We start from the raw sequence: 25,811 nt of genomic DNA on the forward strand, positions 1-25,811 counted from the left end.
CGGGTCGGTAATCGATGAGTGGTGATCGCTGCTGACTGTACCAATGGTTCATCCGAACGCCACTGGGATGAGCCAGGGTCCATGGTCCATTGGCCGTCTGCCAGTGCGTTGACCATGTACCGGAATGTGCCAATGGCTCAGTGTTGCCGGGTTCGCTTGAGCCAGGGGTGCCGGTGATGCTCTGATGGACACGTCGATGGCGCTGCGGATCACCGCGGCGCCTTTCTCATGCCGGTGCGACGCCGGCGTTCCAGGTGTCTTCCATGGGGGCGGTAAGCAGTGCTGAAGAGGGTGTTCGTGGCTCCGGACGCGGGGCGGACGCGGCTGCGGTTCGCCGCCAGGGCCGTCGTCGGCATCGGCCTGGCGGTCGCCGTCTGCGGGCTGGCCGGACACTCCCTTCCGGGGGCCGTCACCGGCGGTCTCGCCGCGCTGCTCGCCCTGTTCACCGTCACCGACCCCACGGTGCGCGGCCAGTTCGTCACCACCGCGCTGCTGCCGGTCGCCGGACTGCCCGTGCTCGCCGTCGCGGCCGGACTGCACGACCACCCCGCCGCACGCGGCCTCGCCTTCCTCGCCGTGGTCGGCGCGGGCGTGTACGCGCGCCGCTGGGGGCCGCGCGGCCACAGTCTCGGCGTGTTCGCGTTCATGACCTTCTTCGTGGCGCAGTTCCTGCACACCACGACCGGGCAGCTGCCCGAGGTGTCCGCCGCCGTCCTGCTGTCCGTGCTCACCGCGGCGGTGGTGCGCTTCGGCGTGTGGTGCTACGAACGCCGGCTGCCCGCCGCCGCGGCTCCCGTCGCGCTGGGCGGCGCAGGGCTGGACCGGGTGACCACCCGGCAGGCGGTGCAGGCGACCGCGGGCGCCGGCTTCGCCCTCGTCGTGGGCCAGCTGGTGTCCGGGGACCGCTGGTACTGGGCCGTCGGCGCCACCTGGTGGGTGTTCGTGAACACCGCCTCACGCGGCGAGACCCTGGTCCGCGGCTTCCGCCGGGTCCTCGGCACGGTGCTCGGCATCGGCCTGGCCGCCCTGGTCGTCGTCCCGCTGCACGGGGCCGTGCTCCCCACCACCGTCCTGGTCGCCGTCTGCGTCTTCGGCATTTTCTACACGGCCGCCGTGTCCTACACCTGGATGATGCTCTGGGTCACGCTGCTCGCCGCCGCGCTCTACGGCCTGCTCGGCGTCCTCGTCCCCGGACTGCTCGCCCTGCGGCTCGGGGAGACGGCCGTCGGCGCGCTCGGCGCCTGGCTGGCCGTGCTGTTCGTGCTGCCCGTCACCACCCACGCCGTCACGGACGCCTGGATCCAGCGGGCGCTGCGCTGCGTCCACGTGTGCACCGCCGAGGCCGCGGCCCGGCTGGCCGGCACCGCCGGCGCCGACCCCGCGCCGCGTGTGGCCGAACTCGAGCAGTCGCTCGGCCGGGTAAGGCTCTCCGTGGCGCCGCTCGTGCATCCGCTGAACCCGATGCGCGGCCGCAAGCGGCGCGCCCGCCAGGTGCTCGCCCTGCTCGACGACTGCGCCCGCGAGATCCGCGGCCTCGTCGCCGTCGCCGCCGACCCGGAGGCCTCCCACGACGAACGGCTGGCCGAGGCGTGCTTCCGTGTGGAGAGCGCGGTCGAAGCGCTCCTCGACATCGCCGGCGTCGGCGACAACGGAGGCAGGGGCGACGCCGCCGCGGACACCGTCCTGCGGGTCGCCCCCGTCCACCCCCGGCCGACGGCCGAGGAAGCCGCCCTCACCCACGTCCACGCCCTGGAACAGGCCCTGGCGGAACTCGCCACGCCGCTGCGGGCACCCTCGGGTTCGCCGCTGGTCGGAGCCTGACGCCGACGGCACGTCACGGGCCACCTCCCGGCTTGGTCTAGACCGAAATTGATCTGCTGCTACCGTCGCTCGGACGGGACGACCGAGAGGGGACCAGTGGTGACACACGGCGGCAGGCGGCGGGCGTTCATCGGGTCGTTCACGGCGGCGGGGGGACCAGGGGTCGTCACCGCGGCCGTGTCCGAGGACGGCGGGGCGTTGACCGTGCTCAGCGGCGTCGACGGTGTCCTCGACCCCTCGTACCTGGCCCTGTCCCGAGACGGCGGCACGCTCTACGCGGTGAGCGAGACGACCGAGGGCGCCGTGGCGGCCTACCGGGTGAAGGGCGAGACGGTCGAGCTGACCGGCCCGCCGGTGAGCGTCGGCGGCAGCGGCCCCACCCACCTGAGCCTGTTCGACGGGCACGTCCTCACGGCCAACTACGGTTCCGGCAGCGTCAGCGCGGTTCCCGTCCGCGCCGACGGCCGCCTCGCCCCGGCCGCCTCGTTCGTGCTGCCGCACATCGGCTCGGGCCCGCACGAGCGCCGCCAGCGCGGTCCGCACGCCCACCAGGTGCAGCCGGACCCGAGCGGCCGCTGGGCCGTCAGCGTGGACCTGGGCACCGACTCGGTCCGGGTGTGCACGCTGACGGACGGCCGGCTCGCCGTGCACCGGGAGATCGCGCTGCGGCCCGGCTCCGGGCCCCGCCACCTGGCCTTTCACCCGGACGGCGCGTACGCCTACGTCGTCAACGAACTGACGCCCACCGTCACGGTCTGCCGCTGGGACGCCGCCGAGGGCTCGCTCCGACCGCTGACCGAGAACCCGGTCCTGCCCGACGCCCCGGCCGGCGACGCCTACCCCTCGGGGATCGCCGTCGCGCCGGACGGCCGGTTCCTGTGGACCGCGACGCGCGGCGAGGACGTCCTGTCCGTGTTCGCGGTCGAGGCGGACGGGGAGCGGTTGCGGCTGGTCGGACGCGTGCCGTGCGGCGGCCACTGGCCCAGGGCGCTGTCCCTGTCCGACGGCTTCCTGTACGTCGCCAACGAGCGCTCCGGGAACGTGACCTGGTTCGCCGTGGACGAGGAGACGGGGCTTCCCACGCGGGCCGGCGCGGTCGACGTGGCGGCGGCGTCCTGCGTGGTCTTCGGCTGAACGCCGCGGCGGGCGCCGGACGGCCCGGGCGGCCTGTCCTGGCGACAAGGACAGGCCGGGTGGCGGGCGGCCCGTCCGCACGACAAGGGAGGCCCGGGCGCAAGAAGGGTCCGGGCGCTCCGGCGGGCGGCATGGCGAAGGGCCCGCCCCTCGCCCGGCGAGGAGCGGGCCCCTGGTCGTACGGGGACGCGGGCGTCAGTGGGCCGGCGCGCTCTGCGGCTGCTGCGGGGCGATGCCCAGGGCCGTCGCGTAACTGGCCAGGGCGAGCTTGCCGACCGCCGGGTAGGGGCCGAGTGCCTCGGCGGCGGCACAGCCCGCCTCCTCGGCGGCGGCCTCGAGCAGCTCCGCTTCGATCTCCGGGCCGATCAGGTACGGCGCCAGGGCGAGCTGCTGGGAGCCGGCGGACCGCAGCTGCTCGGCCACGGAGGCGATCGAGCCCTCCTGGTCGAGAGCGGCCGCCATCACCGGCACGGCGAGGCGCGCGGCGAGCAGCATGCCGGTGATCCCGGCCGCCTGCACGGCCTCCTCGCCGCCCACCGAGGCCAGGATGATCCCGTCCGCCGCGGTCGCCACGGTGAACAGCCGCGCGCGGTCGGCGCGGGCCAGGCCCGCCTCCGACAGCCGGACGTGCAGTGCCTCGGCGAGCAGCGGGTGCGGGCCGAGCACGTCGGTCAGCTCGGCGGCGACCCCGCTGTCCATGACGGCCTGACGGATCCGGCGCAGCAGCGCGCTGTCCGGGCCGGCCAGCAGCGGCACCACGACCGCGACCGGGCCGTCGGGCTCCTTGACGTCCGCGCCGGCGGCGACCGCCTGCTCGTAGCGGGCGGTCCGCTCCTCGGCCGCGCGGGCGAGCACGGACTGCACGGTCGGGTGGTCCGCGTCGTCCCCGTCGAGGTAGCCGATCCGGGCGTCGAGTCCGGGCAGCTCGGAGCGGGCGATGCTCACGACCTCCTCGGCGAGGCCCCGCGTGGAGTCGCCAGGGGTGCCCGGCACCGCGAGGACGAGAGCGGGCGCGCCCTCGGGCGCCGCCAGCGGTTCGGGGCGGCGGTGCCGTCCGGGCTGGCGGGGGCGCGGCATTCGTACTGGTAGGCCGGGCGCGGGCCCAGTGGGGGAGCTCATGGCGCCGCATGTTACTGGCTTCCGGGGCTGCCCTGTTCGGGGAGGGTGCGGGTGAGCGTCATCCGTCCGGTTTTGTCCGATGCGTTACGTACGGGTGCGAAGTGCGGGTGTGGCCTCGCCGGGCTGGATGCGGCAACTCGCTCGGCCCGTGAGGTCATTTGTCCGGCAGATGTGGATGTGGGGGATCAATCCCCCTGTGGGGGTGGTACGTACAGCAGCTTCTCGTCACCCGGCAGAGCGAGGACGTCCCCGGCGAGATCGGCCGCGATGCGCACGCAGCCGTGCAGGGGATCGCCCTCGGCGCGCACCCGCCGTGCGTGCGGCAGCCGTTCGGAGAGTTCCGTCTCCAGCGGTACGAGGAGCGGGTCGCCCATCTTGAACAGGCCGCCGGTGAGGGCGAGCAGCGGCTCTCCCGAGTGCGGGCAGACGGCCGCGGCGGACTCGGCCATGTGCCGGGCCGCCGCGCGCAGCACACCGGCCGCGACGGGGTCGTCGGCCGCGCACGCCGCCACCTCGGGCGCGAAGGAGGCCAGGACGGCGGCGCGGTCGGAACGCGGGTAGAGCCTGCCCGGCAGTTCCGCCATCGGCCCGAACGTCTTCTCGGCGCGGGCCAGCAGCCGCGCCGAATCGCCGTCCCGGCCGTCGTGGGCGCGCAGCGCGGCCTCCAGGCCCGCCCGTCCGATCCACGCTCCGCCGCCGCAGTCGCCGAGCAGATGCCCCCAGCCGTCCGCACGCCGCCAGCCCGTGAGGTCGGTGCCGATCGCGATCAGGCCGGTTCCGGCGGCGACGACCGCGCCGGGGCGGGGACCCAGGGCACCGGTGTAGGCGGTGACCGCGTCGGCGGCCAGCGCGACCCGCCGCACGCCGAGGTGCCGTGCCAGCGCGCCGGGAAGTTCGGCGCGCAGCGCGTCGCCCAGGGTGGCGAGCCCGGCTGCCCCCAGCACGGCCGTCTCCAGCCGCTCCACCCCGGCCTCGGCCGCCAACGCCCGGGCCATGGGAACCAGTTGCTCCATGAGGTGTCCGGGGTCGATACCCCGTTCGCCGGTGCGCACCGGCTCACCGGACTCCCCTCGCGCCAGCGGCCCGCGCCCGGGCGCACCGACGACGGCCCGCAGCCCGGAGCCGCCCGAGTCCACGGCGAGGAATCCGGCCGCACCGCCCGGCGCGTCCCCCGTCACGGCAGCACCCCGATCTCGGCGGGGTTCGCCGACGCGGGGGAGGGGGACGAGGAGGCGCGGCGCCGGCGGCCGAGTGGGGTGGTCACTGGACGCACGCCGGGCTCCCTTCCCCTGACGGCCGGCCCGGTGATCCGCCCGGCCGGCTCGATGGCCTTGGTGAGGACGAAGAGTAGCGCCCGCAGGCCCTCCCCGGCAGAGGGCGGTCCGCAGGCCCGGGTTGTCGGTGTGGGCCGCTAGAGTGACGCAGCGTGGCACCACGACCGTTGCATGAACTAGTAGAGGCCGGCTGGGCGAAGGCCCTGGAACCGGTGGCCGGGCGTATCGCGGGCATGGGCGACTTCCTGCGCGCGGAGGTCGCGGCCGGCCGGACGTATCTCCCGGCGGGAGCGAACGTCCTGCGGGCGTTCCAGCAGCCCTTCGACGACGTAAAAGTCCTGATAGTCGGTCAGGATCCCTATCCGACGCCGGGGATGGCGATCGGCCTGAGCTTCGCGGTCTCGCCGGAGGTGCGGTCGTTGCCGGGCAGCCTGGAGAACATCTACCGCGAGCTGAACTCGGATCTGGGCCTGCCCAGGCCCTCCAACGGCGATCTGACCCCGTGGACCCGGCAGGGCGTTCTGCTGCTCAACAGGGCGCTCACCACGGCCCCGCGCAAGCCGGGCGCCCACCGGGGCAAGGGCTGGGAGGAGGTCACCGAGCAGGCCATCCGTGCCCTCGTCGCGCGGGAGCGGCCGCTGGTGTCGATCCTGTGGGGGCGGGACGCGCGCAACCTGCGCCCGCTGCTCGGCGAGTATCCGGCGATCGAGTCGGCGCACCCCTCGCCGATGTCCGCGGACCGTGGCTTCTTCGGTTCCCGCCCCTTCAGCAGGGCCAACGAACTCCTCCAGCGGCAGGGGGCCGAGCCGGTGGACTGGCAACTGCCCTGAGGCTGTCGGCCCAGCCGTCACCGCCTCGCTCCGGAAGCCCTGAGGACGTCACTCCTTGGCCGTCGCGACCGTCACCGCCCGGACCTTCAACGCCAGGTGTCCCGGCAGCGCGGTCGCGACGAGCGCGAGGAGCCCGGCCCCGGCGACCACCGCGGTGTACACCAGCGGGGCGACGGACGGCGCCGCCCGGCCCGTCATGCCGATGCTGAACGAGGTCAGGACGGCCATCGCGATGGTGCTGCCGAGGGCGGCGGCGAGGAGGAGCAGCGACAGCGCCTCGGTGCGCAGCATGCGCAGCACCTGGCGGCGGGTCGCGCCGGACAGGCGCAGCAGCGCGAACTCCCGGATGCGCGCCGAGACCGACACGGCGAGCGTGTTGACCACGGCGATGGCGGTGAAGGCCAGCACGAGCCCCATGGCGAGGAAGCCGACCTCGGCGTCGGCCCGCTGCCGCCGCGCCTGGAGCGAGTCGGCGGCGCCGGGGGAGAGCACTTCGAGCCCGGGAAGGCCGCGCAGTGTGTCCGCGAGCTGTTTCGGCGTCCGGGTTTCCGCGGTGTGTGTCCACGGTCCTCCGTGCACGGGGCTCCGCGCACTGCGGCAGCCCGGCGTCCTTGGCGGGGGTTGTCCCCACCCCGGTTCAGCGCGAGACCGCCGCACGGGAGTGCCCGCGGCCGCCGTCCGGGTCGTCCGGGTCGTCCGGGTCGGCTGACAACGATGGCCATCGGCAAGGGAGTTGATCATCGCGGCGATCTCTGTGTGCGATGCTCTGCCCATGACTGATCGAAGCGACTGGGACGGCAGGCTGCAGACCGATCGACCCCACTCCGCGCGCGTGTGGAACTACCTGCTCGGCGGCAAGGACCACTACCCGGTGGACAGCGAGACCGGCGACGTCATCCTGCGGATGTTCCCCGAGATCGCGGCCATCGCACGTCAGCAACGGAGCTTCCTCGTACGGACGGTGACGTTTCTGGCGGGCGAGGCGGGGATCCGCCAGTTCCTCGACGTCGGCACCGGGTTGCCCACCGCGAACAACACCCATGAGGTCGCCCAGGGCATCGCGCCCGACAGCAGGATCGTCTACGTGGACAACGACCCCGTCGTTCTCGTCCACGCCGACGCGTTGCTGCGCAGCACACCTGAAGGGAAGTGCGCCTACCTCGACGCCGATGTGCGCGATCCGCGGAAGATCCTCGCCCAGGCGGCCCGGACGGTGGACTTCGACGAGCCCATCGGCCTGATCCTGCTCGGCATCATCGGGCAGCTCCCGGACGAGGAGGAGCCCGAGCGGATCGTGGCCGAGCTGATCGACGCCCTGCCTCCCGGCAGCTACGTGGCCTTCAGCGACGGCACGGACACCAGCGACAAGCTCACGTCGGCCATCACCGCCTACAACGCGCAGTCCGCCAACTCGTACCACCTGCGCCCGCCCGAGCAGATCGGCCGTTTCCTCCAGGGGCTGAGTCTGGTCGAGCCGGGTCTGGTCAGGTCCGCCGACTGGCGTCCGGACCCCGACACCGCGGACATCACGCGCGACCAGGGCCACGCCGTCGGCGCGGTGGGCCTGAAGGAGTAGACGTCCTCCTCAGCCGATGACCGCCGCCCGCACGCAGAGCACGTCGGGCAGGTGCGAGGCCAGTTGCCGCCAGCTGTCGCCGTCGTCCGCCGACGCGTACACCTCGCCGTTGCGATTGCCGAAGTAGACGCCGGCCGGGTCCGCGTCGTCGGTGCACAGTGCGTCGCGCAGCACCGTGCCGTAATGGTCCCCCTGCGGCAGCCCCGCCGCGAGCGGCTCCCAGCTCCGGCCCGCGTCCGCGGTGCGGAACACGCGGCAGCGGCGGCCGGCGGGCACCCGGTCCGCGTCCGCGGTGATGGGGAAGACGTACGCGGTGCCGCCGCGGTGCGGGTGGGCGGCCACGGCGAAGCCGAACGTCGACGGCAGGCCCTCGCCGATGTCCGTCCAGTGCGCGCCCCCGTCGTCGCTGCGGTACACGCCCCAGTGGTTCTGCAGATACAGCCGGTCGAGGTTCTCGGCGTCCTGCGCGACCTTGTGCACGCACTGCCCGAACTCCGGGTTCGGATCCGGCAGGAACACGGCGGACACCCCGGAGTTGGACGGTGCCCAGCTCACTCCGCCGTCGGCCGTGCGGAGCACCCCGGCGGTGGACACGGCGACCGTGACCGCCCGTGGATCGCGCCGGTCCGTCACCACGGTGTGCAGGCCCTCGCCGCCGCCGCCCGGCACCCACTTCGACCGCGTGGGGTGCTCCCACAGCGGGCGGACCAGGTCGAAGCTCTCGCCGCGGTCCTCGGAGCGGTACAGCGCGGCCGGTTCCGTGCCCGCGTAGACGATGTCGGGCTCGGCGGCGGCCGGGTGCAGCTGCCACACCCGCTCCAGCGAGGCGCCGGTGTCCTTGGGGAACCTCACGGCGGGCCGGGCCGGTTCGGTCCAGGTGCGGCCCAGGTCGTCGGAGTGGAACACCGACGGGCCCCAGTGCGCGCTGTCCCCGCCGGCCAGGAGCCGTGGGACGGAGCCGCGGACGTCGATCGCGACCGAGTAGACGGCCTGCGCGTTGAAGTGGGGACGGTCGTCGAACTCCCAGTCGCCGCCGCGCCGCCGCCCGATGAACAGGCCCTTGCGTGTGCCCACGGCGAGCAGTACTTCGGTCATGCCGATCACCTCCGCGAGGTCTTCGTCCGGACCCTTTTGTCCCGGACACCGGCCAGTTTGCACCCCACCACTGACAGTCACTCCCGCATCGGCGTCGTCGCAGGTCACAGCGGCATGGCTGGGGACAGGGCACCGGTCGAGCCCACCGCGGGAGCCGTGGGACGGCCGGACCGCGGCACCCATGGAAGGACCGGGGCGCGGCACCCATGGGAGGGGCCGGGGCCCGGAACCCGGCATGAGCGTCAGCGTGCCCTCCGCCGTATGGGAGGGCGGTCCGGCAGGTTCGTGCGCGCACAGGGAGGATGCCGTCGATGGCGTTCCGTGGTCCGAAGGTGCGGCTGTGGCGGTGGCGCCGCAATCCGCTCAAACGCCGCTCCGACACGGTGGAGGGCTGGATCGTGCTCGGCACCTGGGTGCTCGGCGTTCTCGCCGGAGTGCTCGCCGGATGGACGGCGGCCCGGGGCGCGGAACACGCCGCGGCCCTGGAAACCCTCGCGCGGACGCCCACCGTCGCGAAGGTGACCGAGCGGGCGCCCGGCTCGCCCGCCGAGTCCGGCGAGGACCCCGGCAGCACACTCCGGGTGTGGGGAAAGGTGCGCTGGAGCGCCCCGGACGGCACCGCGCGCACCGGCTGGGCCCGGGTATGGCCCGGCAGCGCCGTCGGCACCGAGGTCGCCGTGTGGACCGACTCCCACGGACGGCTCGTGACCGGACCGGCCACGCCGGCCCAGGCCCGTACGCGGGCCGTGATGGCCGGCGGCCTGGTGGGACTGAGCACCGCCGCCGTCCCCTTCGCCACCGGCCACTTCCTGCGCGCCCGCCTGGAACGCCGCCGCCTGGACCAGTGGGACGCCGAGTGGGCCCGCTTCGGCCCACTGTGGAGCCGCAAGACCTGGTGAACGACTCCGGCCCGGAGGTCGGCCCCTTCGGCCCGGAGGTCGGCGCCGCCGAGCGGGGATCTTGCCGCGCCGCGGGACGCCGCCGGACGGGGCCCCGCCGCGCCGGAGCGCCGGCCCGGCCCCGGGCAGACCCCTAATCCGGAAGCGACCGTTCCAGGACGGCATCGAGGTCCGCGCTGTCCGGCAGCGTGCCGAAGGAGTGGCCCCAGTCGCCGCCCAGCCGGGTCGCGCAGAAGGCGTCGGCGACGGCGGGCGGGGCGTGCCGGACGAGCAGGGAGGCCTGCAGGGCCAGGGCCAAGAGCTCGACCAGGCGGCGGGCGCCGACCGGGGACGCCTCGCCCAGACCGGTCCTGAGCCGGGTCACGGCCGCGTCCAGGCGGGCGTCGGCGCCCCGGGCCAGGGCGAGTTCGGCGAACAGCGCGTCCGCCGCGCCGGGCTCCCGGCTGAGCGCCCGCAGCACGTCCAGGGCGTTGACGTTCCCCGAGCCCTCCCAGATCGACAGCAGCGGCGCCTCCCGGTAGTGCCGGGGCATCCCCGAGTCCTCGACGTAGCCGTTGCCGCCCAGGCACTCCAGGGCCTCCGCCGTGAAGGCGGGCCCCCGCTTGGTGACCCAGAACTTGCCGACGGCGGTCGCGATCCTGCGGAACGCCGCCTCGCCTTCCCCGCCGCCCGCGCGCACCGTCCGGTCGGCCGCACCGGCCAGCCGCAGCGCGAGCGTGGTCGCGGCCTCGGACTCCAGCGCCAGGTCGGCCAGTACGTTGCGCATGAGCGGCTGGTCGATGAGCAGCGCGCCGAAGGCCCCGCGGTGGCGCACGTGGTGGCCCGCCTCGACGAGCGTCTTGCGCATGAGCGCCGCCGACATCATCACGCAGTCCAGGCGCGTGCAGTTGACCATCTCGATGATGGTCTTGACGCCCCGCCCCTCGGGCCCCACCATCCAGGCCACCGTCCCGTCGAACTCCGGCTCGGAGGAGGCGTTGGACCGGTTGCCCAGCTTGTCCTTGAGTCGCTGGATGCGGAAGGTGTTGCGGCTGCCGTCGGGCAGGACGCGCGGCACCAGGAAGCACGACAGACCGCCCGGAGCCTGGGCGAGCACCAGGAAGACGTCACACATGGGCGCCGAGGTGAACCACTTGTGCCCGCGCAGGGTGTACACCCCGGGCTCCGCGGTCGGCGTGGCCGTCGTGGTGTTCGTCCGTACGTCCGAGCCGCCCTGCTTCTCGGTCATCCCCATGCCCGCCAGCAGGCCCTGCTTCTCGGCCGGCACCCGCAGCCCGGGCTCGTACACCCGGCTGGTCAGCAGCGGTTCGTACACGGCGGCCAGCTCCGGCTGGGCGCGCAGGGCGGGTACGGCGGCGTACGTCATCGACGTCGGACAGCCGTGTCCGGCGTCCGTGTGCCCCCACACCAGGCCAGCGGCGGTGCGGGCCACGTGCGCGCCGGGCCGGTCGTCCGCCCACGGCGCGCCGGCCAGGCCCTCGGTGACCGCCGTCCGCATCAGGTGGTGCCAGGCGGGGTGGAAGTCGACCTCGTCGATCCGGTTGCCGTAACGGTCGTGGGTGCGCAGTTCGGGCTCGTGCCGGTTGGCCTGCTCGGCCCACTCCTGCGCCTCGGCGCTCCCGGCCAGGGCTCCGAGCCGCCGCAGGTCCTGCTCGGCCCAGCCCGCGCCCTCCCTGCGCAGGCCCTCCAGCAGGGCCGCGTCGTCGGAGGCGTCGTAGGGTGCCAGAGGAGGGGCCTGGTTGGTGACGGCGTGCGTGGCGTCCTGCCCGTGCGACCGGGGCCGCGGTCCGAGCGGCGCCTCTCCTCCCCGCCCTGGCTGCTGCTCCTGCGGTGCCCGTCGGGCCTGTCGTTCCTGCTGTGCGTGCGCGAGTGTCGAGGCCATGCGTCCATGTTGCCCTCATGCTGCGGTCGCAGCAATAGTGCAACATGCTCGACGTCCGTACAGTACGTGACCATGAACGCCTCCCAGGGGACTGCAGGGGCGGGGCTGCGGCCGCTGTCCGCGCGGTCGGTCGTCCTGAGCCTGCTGCTGGGCACGCATCCGCCCGAGCTGCCGGTGAAGGACCTCGTACGGGCGGTCGAACCCTTCGGGATCGGCGGATCCACCCTGCGGGCGGCCCTGAGCCGGATGGTGGCCGCCGGAGACCTGCGACGCTCCGACACCGTCCACGGCCTCAGCGACCGGCTGCTGGAGCGCCAGCGGCGCCAGGACGCGGCCGTGCACCCCGAGACGTGTCCCTGGGACGGGGAGTGGGAGATGGTCGTCGTGACGGCGACCGGGCGCGAGCCCGCCGAACGTGCCGAGCTGCGCGCCCGGTTGACGGCTCTCCGGCTCGCGGAACTCCGCGAGGGCGTCTGGCTGCGCCCCGCCAACCTGCGCCGCCCCCGGCCGGACGGGGCGTCCCCGGCGGTCCGGCGTTTCAGCGCCCGGCCGGAGGAGCCCGCCGCCGACCTGGCCGCGCGCCTGTGGCCGCTCGACGACTGGGCGGCGACCGCCCGGACACTGCTCGCCCTGGTCGCGCGCACGGAACGGCCGGCCGACCGCTTCACCGCCCTCGCGGCCGTCGTACGGCACCTGCTGGCCGACCCCGTGCTGCCCGCGCCCCTGCTGCCGGCGGACTGGCCGGGTCCGGCGCTGCGCGCCACGTACACCGACCGCCGGCGGGAGTTGACCGAGGAGGTGCTCGGGCACACGAGGCGGTGAGCGGACGGCGGCGGTCGCGCGCGGCGCCCTCGGGCACGCCGCGCGCGACCGCGCTCACCGCGTCGGGAGGCCGAGTGCGGCCAGGCCCGCGGTCAGATCTTCCCGGTGCCCGCGCCCGCGGTCACCGAGGAGGCCACACCGGAGGCGGCCTCGGCCGTGTAGCTGTACGGCGGGCTGGTGAAGGTGCCCGTCTGCGACACCTCGGTCGCGGCCCCGCCGAGGTCGTTGCCCCGCAGGTTGGCGTAACCGTCCTGCTTGCTGTCCCGGTTGGTGGTGACGGCGACCGACGTGCTGCGGAAGACGTTGTTCTCCACCAGCATCTGGGCCCCCATGCGTGAGTGCACGGCGGTCTCGGCGCCCACGACGTAGTTGTCGTAGAAGTGCCCCGTGCCGAAACGCAGGCTCGGGATGCGGGAGTTGACGTTGTTGAACCAGTTGTGGTGGTACGTCACCCGCAGATGTCCGGTGTCCTCGCTCGCGTTGCTGTCGCTGTGGCCGACCAGCGAGCCCTTGTAGTGGTCCTTGAAGGTGTTCCAGGACACCGTGACGTAGTCGGAGGCGTGCGAGACGTCGAGCAGGCCGTCGTAGTAGTCCTTGCCGTGGTCGCGGTCGGAGGACAGGGAGTTGTGGTCGATCCAGACCTTGGTCGAGCCCTGGACGGTGATCGCGTCCGTCCCGACGGCCTTGCTGATCTGGAGATTGCGCACGACGACGTTTCCGACGTTCTTCAGCCGCAGCCCGCCGCCGGTGAACCCGGACGACGAACCGACGCCCAGCACCGTGGTGTTGGAGCCGACATCGATCTGACCGCTCAGCGAGATCAGGCCGTTCACCTTCACCACCTTGGCCGTGTTGCCGGTGACGGCCGACTTGAAGGCGCTGAGCGTCGAGACGGTCACCGCCGAGGCGCTGCCGCCGCCGGTGGTGCCGGAGCCGAAACCGACCGGTGAGCTCTCGGCGGCCCCGGCCTGCTGCGGCAGGGCGAGCACCGCGAGGGCGGCGGCCGCGGCGACGGCCGCCGCCAGTGCCGGCCTGGGGGCGTGGGGGTGTGAGGAGCGAGGGCGTGATGAGCGAGTACGCATGCGGAAGCTGTCCCTTCGAAAGGACCGGTGGGGGCGTATACGAGATCGTGCGAGGCCGTACGAGGTCGTATACGTGAATGGCGCACATCATCTGGAACGACTCGCGGGGGCAGTGGGGCGGTGTGGGCCTGACGAAGCGCCCATCGGTCACACTGCTGAACGGACCGTAGAGTGCAAGCGCTTTCTAGTCAACGGCTCGCGCAGGTCACATCCGGCCACTGTCGGGTGGATGGTGGAAGGTGTCGGCGGCTAGCTGTGGGAGCGCTTCCATGGCGGCCATGTCCATGCCACCATGCAGCAGCGGTGGCCCGCCGCGGGCAGTCCCGCGCGCCTCGGGCCGCCGCCCGCACCCCGTCCGATCGCAGCCCCCGCACATCCCACGGAGGACGCAAGTGACACCGCCCGGAAGAACCCGCCGCGCCAGAACCCGCCACGCCGACCTGATCAGCGTGTGCGTTCTGGTGCTGGCCCTAGTCGTCACCGTCTCGGCCGTCACCGCCCTGGTACGCCGGCCGGACCGTGTGACCGCCGGCGTCGGCGCCGCCGACCGGCCGCCGGCCGCGGCCCCGGCCGCACGGCACTGGGTGAACACCTGGACGGCGATGCCGCAGCTCACCGAACCCGACAACCTGCCGCCGGCCCCCTACACCGGTGACCACGCCGTCCTCGTCGACACCACCGTGCGGCAGACGCTGCGCGTCTCCACCGGCGGTGACCGCGTCCGGCTGCGCTTCTCCAACGCCTTCGGTGACACTCCGCTGCCCCTGACCGCCGTGACGGTGGCGCTGCCGCGCGGCGGCGCGGCCGGCGTCAGCGCCGTCGAGCCGCGTACGACCCGGGAGGTGACGTTCTCGGGGCGGGCGTCGACGACCGTGCCCGTCGGGGCCCAGGTCGTCTCCGACCCGCTGGACCTCGACCTGCGCGCCGCGTCCAACCTCACCGTGACGGCGTACCTGGCCAAGGGCCAGTCCTCCCTCGCCCTCACCTCGCACCCGGGCTCGCGCACGACGTCGTACTTCGTCCACGGCGACCACACCCGGGACGCGGACCTGCCCGGGGCGACCCCGGCCGACCACTGGTACCTGATCAGTGGTGTCGAGGTGGAGGCCAAGACCTCGACCGAGGCCGTGGCGATACTCGGGGACTCGCTCACCGACGGGCGCGGCTCCACCACCAACGCCAACGACCGCTGGCCCGACCAGCTCTACGACCGGCTCCGCTCCAGCCCCGCCACGGCGAACATCGCCGTTCTGAACCAGGCCGCCGGGGGCAACCGCGTCCTGAACGACGGCCTCGGCCCCAACGCCCTCGCCCGCCTCGACCGCGACGTCCTCGCGAGCAGCGGCGTCGCCTGGCTGATCGTCTTCGAAGGTGTCAACGACATCGGCACCGCCGACGCCACCCCGGCGGCCCAGCGCCAGGTCACCGAGGACCTGATCGCCGCCTACCGGCAGATCGTGGTGCGCGCCCACGCCCAGGGCATCCGCGTCTACGGCGCCACCCTGCTGCCGTTCGGCGGCAACGACCCCTACGACGACCCGGCGGGCCTGCGGGAGAAGTCCCGCCAGGCGGTCAACGCCTGGATCCGGGCGAGCGGGCACTTCGACGCGCTGATCGACTTCGACCGCGCGGTCCGCGACCCCGCGCAGCCGAGCCGGCTGCGGCCCGACCTCCACGCCGGTGACTGGCTGCACCTCAACCCGCAGGGCTACGGGATGCTCGCCGACACGGTGCCCGCGGGACTGTTCCGCCACTGACGGCGCGGCATCGGGTTGCGGGCGCCGGCCTTCGGGGTCGGCGCCCGTCGGCCGGCCGGCCGGGTGCTCGGTGCGACGGGTGCGCCGGTACGGGCGGACTCCGTGCCGGCGCCGTTCACGGCGGCATGTCCCGCCACTGCTTCCGACGCGGTGGCGGGACATGCCGCCGTCGGCCTGTCGGCGTCGGCCTTTCGGGCGGGACGTCCGTGGGCCGTTCGGCTGGGTTGTCCGGTGGGGCGGGTGCACCCCCGGCCGCAGGGGCGAGGTCGTCGTGCCGGTGCCGTCCGCCGGAGTGGTTCCGCCGGTTCCGGTACGGGGGCGAGCCGCCGGCGGCCGGCGCTGCGCCGGTGCCGTGGGTGGGCTGCCGGCCGGTGTTCCCGGCGCCGACGCGGCCCGTGGCGGACGGCGGAGCCCGGTGGCGCGGACGCGGGCGGTGGCGTTCTCTGAGAGAGCCGGGGTGACCAGGACGGTGGTGGGCACCCGTGGGCACGAGGAGTCGATCTCACCCCCAGGCGAGGAGAGTCATGGCTGAGCAGAAGTCGTCGTCCGCCCTTGCGGCACCCCTGCACGGTGCGGCCTCGGTGCTGCGGAGGGTGCCCGGCGCCGAGGCGGTGGGCCGGGCCGCGCAGGGGGCGCTGGACAAGCTCGGCGCCGTCTCGCCGCGCGGACGGCGGCTCGCGGTGTACACGGGAGCCGGAGTGCTCGGTGCCGCCGGGGTGGTGGAGTGGCCGGTGGCGCTCACCGGCGCGGCCGTGGCCTGGCTCACCCAGCCCCGCCCTGAACGGGCCGCCGGCGGCGAGGAGCGGGCGCGGACACCGGAACCGCCACCGTCCGCCGCAGCCCGCAAGCCCGCGAGGAAGCGCGACACGGCTGCCCGGGAGACCGCGCAGGACGCCGGCACCGGCCCCGAGGAGCAGGCGTCCGAGCCGGATGCGGACACCGGGCCTGACGGACCGGCGAAAACCAGGATGTCCGCGGCGGGCGGACCTGAGAAAACCAGGACGTCCGCGGCGAGCGGACCTGAGAAGACCAGGACGTCCGCGGCCGGCCGGGGCAAGTCCTCGAAGGGGCAGTCTGCGGCCACCGGACTCCTCGGCCCGACGGCGCGACCCGACCGCACCTCCCTCTGAGGACGCGCCATGAAGCTCGGACTGCTGACTGCGCCGTCGGCCGCTGCCCGCCTGGTCACCCGGGCGGCCGCGCCGGCGGTCGGGGCCGCCGCGGGAGTGGTGGCCGGAACGGCACGGGCCGGCGTACGCGGTGCGGACGCCGCCGTGCGCGTCGCACGTGTCGCCTGCAACGCCCTGCCCGGCACGGACCACCACTGGCGCTCCGGCACCCGGGTGCACCTGTCACTGCGCTCCCTGGATCCGGAAAAGGTGCTCCGCGCGGGCGGGAAGAGCCACCTGGCCCGGCGCATCGCCGCGAACCTGGCCGAGCGGCCCGACGTGCTCTTCGCGTGCTGGGACGAGGGCCTCGGGCGGCTGGTCGTCGCCGTGACGGAGGAGGAGGCCACCGACCAGGTCGCGGACCAGGCGGCGGGCCTCGCTGCCCGGCACGGGCTCGTCCTGGACGGTGACGACCCGGAAGAGATCACCCACCCGGGGGACCCGGCCGGGGTGCGCGCGGCCGCGGCCACGCTCGCCGCCGACGTGGTGGGCATCGGCGTCGCCCTGACCTCCTATGTATTGCGCCTGCCGCCCTCGCCGCGCATGGTGACCGCCGCGGTGACGCTGTTGCGGGAGAACCCCGGCTTTCGCGCCGGACTGAGCGCCCGGCTGGGCAGGTCCCGCATGGACCTCCTGCTCGCCTGCGCGAACGCGGCCGCCCACGGCACCGGCCAGACCCCCACCTCGCTGCTCCTGGACGGCGCGCTGCGCACCTGTCAACTGGCCGACACGGTGGCCCGCACGGCCGCCTTCGACGCGCTCCACGACCAACTGTGCGCACCCGACCGCGTCAGCGTCGCCGCGGACGACACCCCGCGCCCGCCGTTGCGCGTCACACCCGCCCAGGAGTACGCCAACCACGCCTCCGCCGGCAGTGTGCTGGGAGCGGCGCTGACCATGCTGGTCAAGCGCAACGGGGCCGAGGCCGCCGAGGCGGTGCTCGCCGGTTCGCCCAAGGCCGCGCGCTACGGACCCGCCGTCTTCCACGCCGTGCTCGGCACCCTGTTCGCCCGGAGCGGCGTGCTGGTCCGGGCCCCGGAGCGGCTGCGGCAACTGGAGATGGCCGGCACCGTGGTCCTGCACGCGAGCGCGCTGCGCACCGAGGAGGGGGAGGCGGACCCGTGGGCCGAACCGGTCCTGGACGCGGCACGCCGGGCCGGACTGCGGGTGGTGCTGGTGGACGATCCCGCCCTGGAGGACCTCGTCGGCCTCGCCGACCAGGTCGTGGACGCCCGACGGCCCCTGGACGACGTGGTGTACGGGCTGCGCGGCGAGGAGGGCGCGGTGCTCACCGTCGCCCGGATGAGCTCCGCCGACGACCACGACGTCCTGGCCGGGCTGCGCGGCAGCGACCTCGCCCTCGCCCTCGTGGACGGCGACGCCGCCGTCGTCTGGGGCGCGGACATCCTCGCCCTGCACGGACTGTCCGACGTGTGGCGGGTGCTGACGGCCGTCCCGGCGGCCCGGACGATCGGCCACCGGGCACAGACCCTGGCCCGGTCCGGCGCCGCGCTGTCCGGGCTGCTCGTGGCCATCGGCGAGTCCAAGGGCGGCCGCGGCCGCCGTGCCCTCCTGCCCGGGCTGCGGCACGCGCCGGTCGACGCCGCCGCGGCCGCCGCCCTGCTGTCCGGGACGCGTGCCGCGCTCGCCGTGGCCGCGGCGCACGCCCCGCACCCGCGGCCGCGGGTGCACTGGCACGAACTCGACGCGAAGGAGGCCCAGGAGCGGCTCGACCACGAGGCGCCCCGCCGGCGCACTCCGTACGAGTGGGTCTCCGCCCAGGTCCGCAGGGCGGCCGTCGGGATCGCCCGGCACCCCGTCCTCGCCCCGGTCCGCTGGACGTACGAGCTGGGGCAGGCCGTGCGCGGCGAACTGCGCGACCCCCTCACCCCGGTCCTGGCGGTCGGCTCGGCGGCCTCGGCGATCCTCGGCTCGGTGGTGGACGCCCTCCTCGTGGTCGGCGCCCTCGATCTGAACGCCCTGGTCGGCGGATTCCAGCGACTGCGCGCCGAGCGTGCCCTGTCCGGCCTGATCGCCGAGCAGAAGCGGAAGGCGCGCATCGCGCCCCCGGACTCGCAGGCCCCGGCCGGAGCCACCGTCACGGTCGACGCCGGGAAGCTCAAACCGGGTGACGTGATCGAGCTCAAGGGCGACGAGGTGGTGCCCGCCGATGCCCGGCTGCTGTGGGAGGACGGTCTCGAGGTCGACGAGTCGGCGCTGACCGGCGAGTCGCTTCCGGTGGAGAAGCAGACCGACCCGACCCCGCACGCCGCGGTCGCGGACCGCAGCTGCATGGTCTTCGAGGGCACCACTGTGGTGGCCGGGCAGGCCCGTGCCGTCGTGGTCGACACCGGCGACCGGACCGAGGCCGCCCGCGCCGTGCACCTCGCCGCCCGCACGTCTCCGTCCGCGGGCGTACAGGCAAGGCTCCAGGAACTCACCCGCAAGGCGCTGCCGCTGACGCTGGCGGGCGGCGCCGCGCTGACCGGTATCGCGCTGCTGCGCGGCACCTCCGTGCGCGAGGCGGTCAGCGGCGGCGTGGCCGTCGCCGTGGCCGCCGTCCCGGAGGGCCTGCCCCTGGTGGCCACCGTGGCGCAGCTGGCGGCGGCCCGGCGCCTGAGCCGCGACGGCGTCCTGGTCCGCACCCCGCGCACGCTGGAGGCGCTGGGCCGGATGGACACCCTCTGCTTCGACAAGACCGGCACCCTCACCGAGAACCGGCTGCGCGTGGTGCGGGCGTCCGACGCCGACGGCGAGGTCCACGTGGTGGGCGACGAGGCCTCCGCGCGGACCCTGCGGGCCGCGGCGCGGGCCTGTCCGCGTCCCAACGGCAGCTCGGACCGGCCCGTGCACGCCACCGACGAGGCCGTCCTCGACGCGGCCGGTCCCGACCCGGACTGGGCCGAGCTGGAGGACCTCGGCTTCGAGGCCGCCCGCGGATACGCGGCCGCCGTCGGCCGGGTGGCGGACGGACCGCGGATGCTCGTGGTCAAGGGCGCACCCGAGACGGTGCTGCCCGCCTGCTCCGGCCTCCCGGCCCACGCCATCGAGACCTCGCACGCCCTGGCCGGCGACGGACTGCGGGTGCTGGCGGTGGCGCGGCGGCGGCTCGACGAGCAGGAAAGCGAGGAGGACGCACTCGACCGGATGCTTCACGGACTCGAGTTCATCGGGCTGCTGGCGCTGTCGGACGTGCCGCGCGACACGTCCATGGCGCTCGTGAGCGGGCTGTACGAAGAGGGCGTACGGCCGGTCATGCTCACCGGCGACCACCCGCAGACCGCCCGGGCCATCGCCACCGAACTGGGCTGGCCCAAGGACACCACCGTGGTCACCGGGGATGAACTCGCCGCCGCGGACCGGTCGGCCCGAGCCCGGATGCTGCGCGACGCCGACGTCGTCGCCCGGGTCGCGCCCGAGCAGAAGCTCCAGGTCGTCGAGGCGCTGCGGGACGCCGGCCGGGTGGTCGGCATGGTCGGCGACGGTGCCAACGACGCCGCGGCGATCCGCGCCGCCGACATCGGCGTGGGCATCAACGCCCGTGGTTCCGCGGCGGCACGCAACGCCGCCGACATCGTCCTCACCGACGACGACCTGACGGTCCTGATCGACGCCATCGGCGAGGGCCGCGCCCTGTGGCACAGCGTCGCCGACGCCATCGCCATCCTGATCGGCGGCAACGCGGGCGAGATCGGCTTCGGCCTGTTCGGCACGCTGCTGTCGGGCACCGCGCCGCTGTCCACCCGGCAGATGCTCATGGTGAACCTGTTCACGGACCTGTTTCCGGCGATGGCCGTGGCGGTGACGCCGAAGGAGGACCCCGAACAGGCGCGGTCGGCGACGCCGGAGGACGCGGCGGGCTCCGTCCTGGGCGAGGGGCTGATCCGGCAGATCCGCCACCGTGCCCTGACCACCTGTCTGGGCGCGGTCACGGCCTGGATGGTCGGCCGCTGGACACCCGGCACCGCCCGCCGCTCCAGCACGATGGCCCTGTGCGGCGTCGTCGGTACCCAGTTGGCCCAGACCCTGCTCGACCGCCGCGACAGCACGCTGGTCCGGGTGACGTCCCTGGGCTCCGCCCTCACCCTCGCCGCCCTGATCCAGACCCCCGGCGTGAGCCGGATCCTGGGCTGCACCCCGCTCGGCCCGGTGGCCTGGGCCGGCGTCGCCGCGGCGATCACCCTGGCCCTGGCCGGCCAGCGGGTCCTGCCCCGCCTGGAGGAGACCGTCGTACGGCTGCTGCCGGAGAGCGGTCCCTGGGTCGCCCGAGAGCCGACGGCCGGGGGATGACGGCCGGCGCCCCGGTCCCGCCATGGTCTGGCGGGACCGGGGCTTGGGCCTGCTCACGGAGCCAGGCGGGCACGTATCGGGGCAGAGGGAAGGGGGACCCCGCCGCCTTACCCGGTGCGCTCTCCGCCCGCAGGACAGGAGGCAGGTTTCCCGGGACTAGGAGACCGCGGTGCCGGCCGCCGCTCGCAGGGAATCCCAGTCCGGCAGCTTGACCACGCCGCGTCCGAGGGAGGCGCCGAGTTCCGCCTCGGCCCGCTCGATGGCCTGCCATCCCGCCCACCGCACGGGCTCGACGCCCTCGGCCCGCAGCACCGGGAGGCTGTCGTCCGGCACCCGCCTGCCCACGAGCCCGGGCGCGTCCTGGAGCAACGAGGACACCGTCTCCTTCGCGCACGGCCGGTTGGTGCCGATGACACCCGTGGGCCCGCGCTTGATCCAGCCGGCCACGTACTCGCCGGGCGCGACGGCACCCTCGCGCAGTACGCGCCCCTCCCGGTGCGGCACCGTGCCGGTGCCCGCGTCGAACGGCAGCCCGTCCAGCGGCACTCCGCGGTAGCCCACCGACCGCAGCACCAGCTGGGCCGCGACGTCCTCGTACCGTCCCGTCCCGACGACACCGCCGTGCCCGTCCGGCGCGGTGCGCTCCAGCCGCACCGCGCCCACACGGCCGCTGTCGGCGATCAGTTCGACGGGGCGCAGGAAGAAGCGCAGCCGGATCCGGCGGGAGGCGCCCTTCGGCGGTGTGGCGGCCCAGCCGCGCAGCACCTCGACGTTGCGGCGCTGGGCGGCGGGCAGCGCCGAGGGGTCGGCGCAGTCCGGGTCCAGCGCCAGCTCCTCCGGGTCGACGACGACGTCGGTGTCCGGCAGGGCGCCCAGCTCGCGCAGCTCCTTGGTCGTGAAGCGGGCCTGCGACGGGCCGCGCCGGCCCACCATGTGGATCTCGGTCACCCGGCTCGCGGCGAGCGCGGTGAGTGCCCCCTCGGGCATGTCGGTGGGGCTCAGTTCGGACGTGCCGCGCGCCAGGATGCGCGTGACGTCCACGGCGACGTTGCCCACGCCGACGACGACCGCCGACCGCGCGCCCCGCACGAAACCGCTGTCCACGGAGTCGGGGTGGGCGCTGTACCAGGAGACGAACTCGGTCGCCGACCAGCTGCCCGGCAGGTCCTCGCCCGGGATGTGCAGACGGCGGTCGGTGGCGGCGCCCACGCAGTACACCACCGCGTGGTACAGCTCCCGCAGCCGCGCGGCGGGCAGTCCGCCGGGGCCGCCGACCTGGACACCGCCCAGGAACCGGACCCGCTCGTGCTCCAGGACCGTGCGCAGGTTGTTCTGCAAGGACTTGATCTTCTCGTGGTCCGGCGCCACGCCGTAACGCACGAGCCCGTACGGGCACGGCAGCCGGTCGAGGACGTCGACGTGTACCGAGGGGTCCTGCTGGACCAGGCCCTGAGCGGTGTAGCACCCGCTCGGCCCCGAGCCGACGACGGCGACACGCAGCACGGCGGAACCCCTTACCCCGATGGATCACTGGTGGATCGCAGGAGATCGCTGATGGCTCCAGCATGGCACCAAGCGGCCCGCCGGGGGAGGGAGGCGGCACGGGATGGCGCGCGTGTCGTGGTCGGGACCCGTACGACGGCCGCCGGACTACCGCTTTGGCGGGGGCACCGGGCTCCGGTCGGTCGCGAAGAAGCGGGACAGGTCGGTGTCGCAGGACCCGCCGGGCGGCTGCGCCTCCGGCGGCGCTCCCATGTCCCAGTCGAGCCGGTAGCGCTCGAACAGTTCGGCCCGCAGCACCGGCACCGGCATCGGCGCCCCGGGCACCAGCGCGGCGTAGACGGCGCCCATCAGCAGGGCGCGCAGCATCGGGTAGTCGGCGTCGACGTCCTGTGAACCGCGCCGGGCCACCGTGTCCCGCAGCAGCTCGGAGAGGCGCTGCTGCTCCGGACACTGCACGAAGCCCTCCTCGAGCAGGATCCCCGCCATGTGCTGGCGCATGAGCACCGGCCGGTCCCGGGCGAGCCCCAGGATCGCGTCGACGGCCCGCGCCAGCCGCTCCCGGCCGTCCTCGGTGTGCGGCTCGCGCTCCAGCGCCTCCTGGAGCGTGCGGTGCATCAGCCGGTGCACCGCGGACTGCACCAGCTGGCGCTTGCCGGGGAAGTAGTAGGAGACCAGGCCGCGCGCCGACCCCGCCCGGTCGGTGATGGCGCCGAGCGTCGTCGCGTCGTAGCCGTGCTCGCCGACCAGCTCGACCGCCGCCTGGAGGAGCCGCTCCCGGGAACGCCGCCGCAACTCTTCGTTGACCGAGGCGCTGCGCGGGGACATGCGGTGACTCCTGCGTTGACTGGCTGCCAGCCAACTATACTCGGCACGAGCGGACCGGCCCCGGAAGGGGTCCGTCGCGCTGCCGTCCGTCTCGGGCGAAACGGGGGATCGTCCGAGACGGACGGGGTTTTCCGCGCCGGGCGCCCTCCAGGAGCTCTCGCCGAGTGGCCCCGGCTCCCGGGCCAGTCGTATGGGCCGCGCCCGCCCCGGTCACCCCGGTCCGCGGCGGCTCAGTCCGTCGGGCCGAGCAGGTCGAGGACGGGCAGCAGCGCGTCCGGCCGCTGGGTGACCGGCAGGGGGTCGACGAAGTGCACGCCGCAGCCCAGGGCGCTCGCGCCGCCGTCCGCGGGACGGCTGTCACCGACCATCAGCACGTCCTTCGGGTCGGCGTCGAGCGCCGCGCAGGCGAGAGCGAACAGGCGCGGGTCCGGCTTCTGGACGCCGTGCTCGTACGACAGGGCGTAGGTGTCCACGTACGCGTCCAGGCCGTGGGCGCGGAACACCGGGCGCAGGTCCCAGCCGATGTTGCTCACCACGCCCACGCCGACCCCGCGCTCGCGCAGTGTGCGCAGGACCTCGCGCGCGTCCGGGTAGGGGGCCCAGGCCGCCGGCGTCATGTGCCGGTCGTAGAGCGCGTCGTGCAACGCCGGGTCGGGCAGGGGCACTTGGCGGGACAGGGCGGTGAAGGCGGCCCGGTGCAGCGTGGTGCTGAGGTCCCGGCTCTCCCACAGCCGGGCCGCCTCGTCGGACATGCGCACCGGCGGAGCCCCGCCAGGCAGTGCCCCGGCTTCCTCCAGCGCGCGCGCCGTCCGAGCCAACTCCCGCTCGTCAAGGGAGAGTTCCGCTTCGTCGAGGACGGCTCTCAGCCAGGAATCGCACGATTCGATACGGAAGAGGGTTCCGGAGAAGTCGAAGAGCACGGCAGCCATGAGCTGATGATGGCCCAGCCCCGGGCGCCGCGGCCAGCGGACCCGAACAGACCCTAGCTCAGGGCTCTCAGAGCAGGTGTCACCGTCACCAGGACCGGTAGGACCGGGACGAGGGAGGCGACCGCGGTCAGGCGCAGTCTGCGGGCGGCCGGGAGGCGGTTCGGGGGAGTGAGGAGGCGGTGCACGCGCTGCGGGACGTGTGCCTGCGCGGCGGGGCAGGGGCCGAACACGCCCCGGTGCTCGTTGAGTCCGACCAGCGCGAGGGCGGTCGTCAGGCGTCCGAAGCGACGTGAGGCCATGTCGTCGGCGGCGAGTTCGACCAGGCGGTGCATCTCGTCGCGGAACGCGGCGAACACCGGCACCTGCGGAAAGCCGCCGGCGAGCGCGGCGGAGCAGTGCAGCAGCCAGTCGTGCCGGGCCCGCGCGTGACCCTGCTCGTGCGCGACGACGGCGTCCAGCTGCCGCCCCTTCAGGCGGCGCAACGCGGCCGTGGTGATGACCAGCCGGGGCGACGGGCCGGGCAGCCACCAGGCGTCCGGGCGCTCGCCCTCCAGCACCACGAGCCGGTCGGTGCCGGGCTCCTCACCGGGCAGCAGCGGGGCGCGGACGAGGAGTTCGGCGCGTCGCAGCCTGCGGCGCGCCCGGGCCCGTACCACCTCGCGGAGCAGCATGGCCGCGCTCCACGCACCGCCGCAGGCGAGCGCCACCGCGGTCGTCGGCGCCCAGTCGTCGGCCGTGCCGAGCGCGTAGGCCTCCACCACCGAACGCGGAGCCGGGGCGAACACATGGCCGCGCACCGCCTGCCAGGCGGCGGCCGCGCTGAGCGTCATCGACAGCGCGCAGCACAGCAGGACCGCGGCGACCACGCACTGCCACATCCACAGGGCGAGCACCGGTTCACGGTCCGGCCAGTCGGCCCGGGCGAGCAGCCGAGGGGCGGTGACGGCGGTCAGGGCACCGAGCAGCAGCAGGACCGCGGGGACCATCATGGGAGCCACTTTATGAGCGGCCGACAGCCCGGGGGCACGGCTCCGCGGCGAAGTGACGCAGACCACTGCGGCGTGGCGCAGGCCCTGCCGCCCCCGCGGGTCACAGGGCCGCTCCCACAGTCCTGGCGGGTCACTGGGCCGGTCTCGCCGCCCCGGGCCGATCACTGGCCCGATCGCGCCGTCCTGTCCGTCGCACGGTCACCGGTCACATGGTGAGCAGCATCGCCACCATCGCGATCCCCATCGACAGCCGGCACGCCCGCGCCAGTTCCGGCCGGTCGCCCCACCTCGTGCCGCCGGGCGCGCCGACGGCGGCCACCGCCCCGGTGGGGACCAGCCGGACGCCGGACAGCAGGACGTAACCGGCGAAGTACAGCAGCAGCGCGCCGGTGAGCAGCGGCACTCCCGCCCCGCCGTGGTGGTGGGCTCCGGGTGAGACGGCCATCACCACGGACATGTAGACCATGGCCGTCTCGCCCACCAGGTGGTGCAGATGGTGCGGGCTCGTCCGCGCCGACCACAGCGAGTGCAGCGCGGTCGCGCCGAAGACGGCCGCGTAGGCCGACCAGGCCCACGCGGGTGGTGTGAACACCGCCGCCGGGACGGCCATGGCGGCCATGCCGAAGCCCATGAGCGCCTCACCCCCCGCGGTGCGGCGCTGCTCCTCGACCGCGCTGCGCATCCGCAGCAGGCAGTACGCCCCGGTCGCCGCGCACAGCGCGACGAGCAGCCAACCGAACGAAGCTGATCCGTGCACCCCCGACCTCCCCGCTCGACGGGTCGCGGCCGCCGCCGGGCGGCCGGTCGGTCAAGCG

The 25,811-nt window shown here is 74.6% G+C and carries 19 protein-coding genes and 1 pseudogene; 9 read left to right on the plus strand and 11 right to left on the minus strand.

What is annotated here, in order from left to right:
- The first annotated feature begins 279 nt into the window (after window positions 1-279).
- Both ACTYVM_RS11945 and ACTYVM_RS11950 read left to right on the plus strand, forming a co-directional pair.
- Entirely contained in the window at window positions 280-1,821 is a 1,542-nt protein-coding gene (locus ACTYVM_RS11945) for an FUSC family protein (RefSeq protein ID WP_445525893.1), read from the plus strand.
- Between the two features lie 99 nt (window positions 1,822-1,920).
- On the plus strand, window positions 1,921-2,955 hold the full coding sequence (locus ACTYVM_RS11950; RefSeq protein WP_445525894.1) for a lactonase family protein: 1,035 nt from the start codon (window positions 1,921-1,923) through the stop codon (window positions 2,953-2,955).
- Window positions 2,956-3,150: 195 nt separating this feature from the next.
- Here ACTYVM_RS11950 and ACTYVM_RS11955 read toward each other — a convergent pair whose 3' ends face one another.
- Together ACTYVM_RS11955 and ACTYVM_RS11960 are read right to left on the minus strand one after the other, a co-directional pair.
- Entirely contained in the window at window positions 3,151-4,074 is a 924-nt protein-coding gene (locus ACTYVM_RS11955; protein ID WP_445525895.1) for a sirohydrochlorin chelatase, read from the minus strand.
- A 185-nt stretch (window positions 4,075-4,259) separates the two neighbouring features.
- Window positions 4,260-5,252, minus strand: coding sequence for an N-acetylglucosamine kinase (locus ACTYVM_RS11960; RefSeq protein ID WP_445525896.1), 993 nt, complete (start codon window positions 5,250-5,252; stop codon window positions 4,260-4,262).
- Between the two features lie 248 nt (window positions 5,253-5,500).
- Here ACTYVM_RS11960 and ACTYVM_RS11965 point away from each other — a divergent pair, with 248 nt between their 5' ends.
- On the plus strand, window positions 5,501-6,178 hold the full coding sequence (locus tag ACTYVM_RS11965) for a uracil-DNA glycosylase (protein WP_445525897.1): 678 nt from the start codon (window positions 5,501-5,503) through the stop codon (window positions 6,176-6,178).
- A gap of 48 nt (window positions 6,179-6,226) precedes the next feature.
- Here the strand turns inward: ACTYVM_RS11965 and ACTYVM_RS11970 are convergent.
- Window positions 6,227-6,724 (minus strand): annotated as a pseudogene (locus ACTYVM_RS11970) (FtsX-like permease family protein); the annotation flags it as partial.
- 226 nt (window positions 6,725-6,950) lie between these two features.
- Here ACTYVM_RS11970 and ACTYVM_RS11975 point away from each other — a divergent pair.
- Window positions 6,951-7,754 (plus strand): SAM-dependent methyltransferase, encoded by an 804-nt coding sequence (locus ACTYVM_RS11975; protein WP_445525898.1) that lies wholly within the window; start codon window positions 6,951-6,953, stop codon window positions 7,752-7,754.
- Window positions 7,755-7,763: 9 nt separating this feature from the next.
- Here the strand turns inward: ACTYVM_RS11975 and ACTYVM_RS11980 are convergent, their stop codons facing one another.
- Complete coding sequence (locus tag ACTYVM_RS11980) at window positions 7,764-8,849, minus strand: WD40/YVTN/BNR-like repeat-containing protein (protein ID WP_445525899.1); 1,086 nt, start codon at window positions 8,847-8,849, stop codon at window positions 7,764-7,766.
- A 311-nt stretch (window positions 8,850-9,160) separates the two neighbouring features.
- On the opposite strand from ACTYVM_RS11980, the gene ACTYVM_RS11985 reads away from it, so the two are divergent.
- Entirely contained in the window at window positions 9,161-9,748 is a 588-nt protein-coding gene (locus tag ACTYVM_RS11985) for an Rv1733c family protein (protein ID WP_445525900.1), read from the plus strand.
- Between the two features lie 133 nt (window positions 9,749-9,881).
- Here the strand turns inward: ACTYVM_RS11985 and ACTYVM_RS11990 are convergent, their stop codons facing one another.
- Window positions 9,882-11,630: an acyl-CoA dehydrogenase family protein gene (locus tag ACTYVM_RS11990; RefSeq protein WP_445525901.1), complete on the minus strand. Its 1,749-nt coding sequence runs from the start codon at window positions 11,628-11,630 to the stop codon at window positions 9,882-9,884.
- A 72-nt stretch (window positions 11,631-11,702) separates the two neighbouring features.
- Here ACTYVM_RS11990 and ACTYVM_RS11995 point away from each other — a divergent pair, with 72 nt between their 5' ends.
- Complete coding sequence (locus ACTYVM_RS11995) at window positions 11,703-12,452, plus strand: PaaX family transcriptional regulator C-terminal domain-containing protein (protein WP_445525902.1); 750 nt, start codon at window positions 11,703-11,705, stop codon at window positions 12,450-12,452.
- Window positions 12,453-12,544: 92 nt separating this feature from the next.
- Here ACTYVM_RS11995 and ACTYVM_RS12000 read toward each other — a convergent pair whose 3' ends face one another.
- Entirely contained in the window at window positions 12,545-13,534 is a 990-nt protein-coding gene (locus ACTYVM_RS12000) for a pectate lyase family protein (protein ID WP_445525903.1), read from the minus strand.
- A gap of 440 nt (window positions 13,535-13,974) precedes the next feature.
- Between ACTYVM_RS12000 and ACTYVM_RS12005 the strand changes: the two genes are divergently transcribed.
- The 3 genes from ACTYVM_RS12005 to ACTYVM_RS12015 all read left to right on the plus strand — a co-directional run bounded on the left by ACTYVM_RS12005 (window position 13,975) and on the right by ACTYVM_RS12015 (window position 20,750).
- The gene (locus tag ACTYVM_RS12005) at window positions 13,975-15,291 is read left to right on the plus strand and encodes an SGNH/GDSL hydrolase family protein (protein ID WP_445525944.1); all 1,317 of its coding nucleotides are present in this window, start codon (window positions 13,975-13,977) and stop codon (window positions 15,289-15,291) included.
- Window positions 15,292-15,815: 524 nt separating this feature from the next.
- Window positions 15,816-16,421, plus strand: a complete 606-nt coding sequence (locus ACTYVM_RS12010; protein WP_445525904.1) for a hypothetical protein — start codon at window positions 15,816-15,818, stop codon at window positions 16,419-16,421.
- Window positions 16,422-16,430: 9 nt separating this feature from the next.
- Window positions 16,431-20,750, plus strand: a complete 4,320-nt coding sequence (locus ACTYVM_RS12015; RefSeq protein WP_445525905.1) for a cation-translocating P-type ATPase — start codon at window positions 16,431-16,433, stop codon at window positions 20,748-20,750.
- Between the two features lie 156 nt (window positions 20,751-20,906).
- Here the strand turns inward: ACTYVM_RS12015 and ACTYVM_RS12020 are convergent, their stop codons facing one another.
- The 5 genes from ACTYVM_RS12020 to ACTYVM_RS12040 all read right to left on the minus strand — a co-directional run bounded on the left by ACTYVM_RS12020 (window position 20,907) and on the right by ACTYVM_RS12040 (window position 25,753).
- The gene (locus tag ACTYVM_RS12020) at window positions 20,907-22,253 is read right to left on the minus strand and encodes an FAD-dependent oxidoreductase (protein WP_445525906.1); all 1,347 of its coding nucleotides are present in this window, start codon (window positions 22,251-22,253) and stop codon (window positions 20,907-20,909) included.
- Between the two features lie 147 nt (window positions 22,254-22,400).
- On the minus strand, window positions 22,401-23,078 hold the full coding sequence (locus ACTYVM_RS12025) for a TetR/AcrR family transcriptional regulator (protein WP_445525907.1): 678 nt from the start codon (window positions 23,076-23,078) through the stop codon (window positions 22,401-22,403).
- Window positions 23,079-23,308: 230 nt separating this feature from the next.
- Entirely contained in the window at window positions 23,309-24,007 is a 699-nt protein-coding gene (locus tag ACTYVM_RS12030; RefSeq protein ID WP_445525908.1) for an HAD family hydrolase, read from the minus strand.
- Between the two features lie 53 nt (window positions 24,008-24,060).
- Window positions 24,061-24,996 carry a M56 family metallopeptidase gene (locus ACTYVM_RS12035; protein ID WP_445525909.1) on the minus strand — a complete coding sequence of 312 codons (936 nt, stop codon included), beginning with the start codon at window positions 24,994-24,996 and terminating at the stop codon, window positions 24,061-24,063.
- A 205-nt stretch (window positions 24,997-25,201) separates the two neighbouring features.
- On the minus strand, window positions 25,202-25,753 hold the full coding sequence (locus ACTYVM_RS12040) for a DUF5134 domain-containing protein (RefSeq protein WP_445525910.1): 552 nt from the start codon (window positions 25,751-25,753) through the stop codon (window positions 25,202-25,204).
- Window positions 25,754-25,811: the final 58 nt, after the last annotated feature.

The sequence above is a fragment of the Streptomyces cyslabdanicus genome, assembly GCF_052663305.1.